The 3,138-nt window shown below is 63.8% G+C and carries 4 protein-coding genes; 3 read left to right on the top strand and 1 reads right to left on the bottom strand.

The genetic code is table 11. The features are described from left to right. Positions 1 to 141: 141 nt before the first annotated feature. Positions 142 to 606 (bottom strand): winged helix-turn-helix transcriptional regulator, encoded by a 465-nt coding sequence (locus tag AC1D00_RS33660; RefSeq protein WP_135177406.1) that lies wholly within the window; start codon positions 604 to 606, stop codon positions 142 to 144. A gap of 162 nt (positions 607 to 768) precedes the next feature. Between AC1D00_RS33660 and AC1D00_RS33655 the strand changes: the two genes are divergently transcribed. From AC1D00_RS33655 to AC1D00_RS33645, 3 genes are all read left to right on the top strand, one after another. Further along, a complete protein-coding gene (locus AC1D00_RS33655; RefSeq protein ID WP_477013639.1) occupies positions 769 to 1,506 on the top strand; it encodes an SDR family oxidoreductase in 738 nt (245 codons plus the stop codon). A 62-nt stretch (positions 1,507 to 1,568) separates the two neighbouring features. Further along, positions 1,569 to 2,570 (top strand): NAD(P)H-dependent flavin oxidoreductase, encoded by a 1,002-nt coding sequence (locus AC1D00_RS33650; RefSeq protein ID WP_477013638.1) that lies wholly within the window; start codon positions 1,569 to 1,571, stop codon positions 2,568 to 2,570. 109 nt (positions 2,571 to 2,679) lie between these two features. Then, positions 2,680 to 3,099, top strand: coding sequence for a hypothetical protein (locus AC1D00_RS33645; RefSeq protein ID WP_477013637.1), 420 nt, complete (start codon positions 2,680 to 2,682; stop codon positions 3,097 to 3,099). The last annotated feature ends 39 nt before the right edge of the window (positions 3,100 to 3,138 follow it).

Raw genomic sequence — 3,138 nt, 5'->3', positions numbered from 1 at the left:
CCACCAAGACGCACTGACCAAGGTGCGCCGAGGCTGAAAGTATCACGAACGAAGAGTGCGGCATCGGCACCGCGCTTTCGCTCGCGATCGTCAGCCGTGCTGATGATCCCACCGCGGCAGTGCTGCGCGCGTCAGCGCCACTCACCCCACCGCCTCGTTGCGCCCCGGCCCCGCGTGCACATGCACCTGCTTCGCATGCAGCACCTCGCCGCATTCCGAGCACACCATCACCGGGTCGAACAGCTTGCCGCAGGTCTTGTGCTCATGCAGCATCGGGCGACCGCGTTCGTCGCCCATGTGGGTGTCGCCCCAATGCACCATCGCCATGATGATCGGGTAGAGGTCGAGGCCCTTCTGCGTCAGGATATATTCGTAGCGCTTGGGCGCCTCGGAATAGGGGACGCGGCGCAGGATGCCGAAGCGGACCAGCTTCTTCAGCCGCTCCGACAGAAGATGCCTGGTGATCTGGAGCGAGGACTGAAATCCCTCGAACCGTCGCACGCGCAAAAAGCATTCGCGCAGGATCAGAAGCGTCCAGCGATCGCCGACCACGGCGACGGTACGGGAGAGCGAGCAGGGCTCTTCGTCCAGCGTGTCCCACTTCATGATCCAGTCTCCGGCCGCAGGCGTGGTAAGTCAGAAAAAGGAACTGACTTGAACGATCAATGCAATTTGTCCCTGAAGCTAGCATCCCGCCCCGCAATTTGACAGTTCTATTTTAGAACTATAGCCTTCGGTTCAAACACATGCGCACCTGAGGAGGCGACCTTGCCCAAGCGAAACGCGACAGCTGCCGTGATCGGGGCCGGCGATTTCATCGGCTCCGAGATTGCCAAGAAATTCGCAGCCGAGGGTTTTTCGGTCTTCGCCGGACGCCGCAACAGCGACAAACTGGCGCCTCTGGTGAAGGATATCGAGGCCGCCGGCGGCGAGATCCACGCGCGCTCGCTCGATGCGCGGAAAGAGGAAGAGGTCATCGCCTTCCTCGACGATGCCGACAAGCACGCGCCGCTGGAAGTTTGCATCTTCAACGTCGGCGCCAACGTCAATTTCCCGATCCTCGACACCACCGAGCGCGTGTTCCGCAAAGTCTGGGAGATGGCCTGCTATTCCGGCTTCCTCACAGGCCGGGAAGCGGCGCGCCTGATGCTTCCGCGCGGCGGCGGCAATATCTTCTTCACCGGCGCCACGGCCTCCTTGCGTGGCGGCAGCGGCTWTGCYGCSTTYGCCAGCGCSAAATTCGGYCTGCGYGCSGTGGCGCAGGCGATGGCGCGCGAGCTCGGRCCGAAGAACATCCACGTCGCCCATCTCATCATCGATTCYGGCGTYGATACSGAATGGGTGCGGCAGCGCCGGCTCGAAGCGCTCGGCCCGAACGCGCTGGACAATCCCGACCTGCTGATGCCGCCGTCGGCGGTGGCCGATTCCTATTGGCAGCTCTACCAGCAGCCGAAGAGCGCCTGGACCTTCGAGATGGAGATCCGGCCTTTCGGAGAGAAATGGTGACCGCGGCACGAGACTGCGACTAGACTGAACCCATACAAACCGAAATCCGGGAGGAAGCCTGCGTGAAGACCGCGATCACCGAACTGTTCGGCATCGAGCACCCCATCATTCAGGGCGGCATGCATTTCGTCGGCTTTGCCGAGCTGGCCGCCGCCGTCTCCAATGCCGGCGGGCTCGGCATCATCACCGGTCTCACGCAGAAGACGCCGGAGCTGCTGGCAAAAGAGATCGCGCGCTGCCGCGCCATGACCGACAGGCCGTTCGGCGTGAACCTCACCTTTCTGCCGGCCTTCTCGGCACCGCCTTATCCCGAATACATCGCGGCCATTGTCGAAGGTGGCGTCAAGTCAGTGGAGACTGCAGGTCGCAGCCCGGAACAGTATATGCCGGCGCTGAAGGCGGCCGGCATCAAGGTGATCCACAAATGCACCTCGGTACGCCATTCCCTGAAGGCCGAGCGCATCGGCTGCGATGCCGTCAGCGTCGACGGCTTTGAGTGCGGCGGCCATCCCGGTGAGGACGACATTCCGAACATGATCCTGCTGCCGCGGGCAGCGGAGGAATTGAAGATCCCGTTCGTCGCCTCCGGCGGCATGGCCGACGGGCGCAGCCTCGTCGCGGCGCTGTCGCTGGGCGCAGCCGGCATGAACATGGGCACGCGCTTCATCGCGACCAAGGAGGCGCCGGTGCATCAGAACGTGAAGAATGCGCTGGTCGCCGCGACCGAGCTCGACACCCGTCTGATCATGCGGAGCTTGCGCAACACCGAACGCGTCCTGAAGAACGCCAATGTCGATCGTCTGCTCGAGATCGAGCGCGCGAAGGGCGACAAGCTCACCATCGACGACATCCACGACCAGGTCGCGGGCGTCTATCCCAGGATCATGCTGGACGGAGCGATGGACACGGGCGCCTGGAGCTGCGGCATGGTCGCGGGCCTCATCCACGACATCCCCTCCTGCAAGGAACTCGTCGATCGCATCATGGGCGAGGCGGAAACCATCATCCGCAGCCGCCTGATGGGGTTCCTGGATGGGACGGGTGAGGCGCGAAAGGTCGCCTGACACTGCCAAACTTCTTAACCACGGCGGCACTTGAACGCTGGAATTGCGCGCGACGCTTCCTAAATAGGGGTAAATTACCCCTTTGATAAATCAATTTCAGGAGGCGTCCGTGGTCCTGAAGAGCGCTCATTTTGCTGTCGCCGTTGCCCTCGTGCTCGCATGGGGCGGCGTCGCGCGCGCTGATGACTACAAGCCTGATGAATATCTCGGTCTCGATCTGTCCAAGGCGGTGTTGTCGCCGAAGCGGCTCGGGCCGGAGACGCGGTTCGCACCGGTCGCACTCGAGGCCCGCGGCGGCAGCGAAGCGCAGGCCCGCGCCGAGYCCATGGACGTGCCGAAGAAGGTTGCCGCCGAACGCGTGCATGCGTCGGAGCCGAAGGTCGCGCACGTCAAGCCCGCGCAGCCGCGCGGTGCGGCCCGGACCAAGCTCGCGCATCGCCACGGCAATCCGCTGGATGCGCAGGCGAGGGATACCCGCATCCAGACCTGGCCGTGCCGCTCCGGCGGCATCTGCAACTGGCAGCGCTGAGTCTTCGCCTCTCCCCGCGTGCGGGGAGAGGCCGGAATG

Source organism: Bradyrhizobium sp. P2_E8, from assembly GCF_056403875.1.
This window is presented reverse-complemented; position numbering and strand designations above follow the sequence as displayed.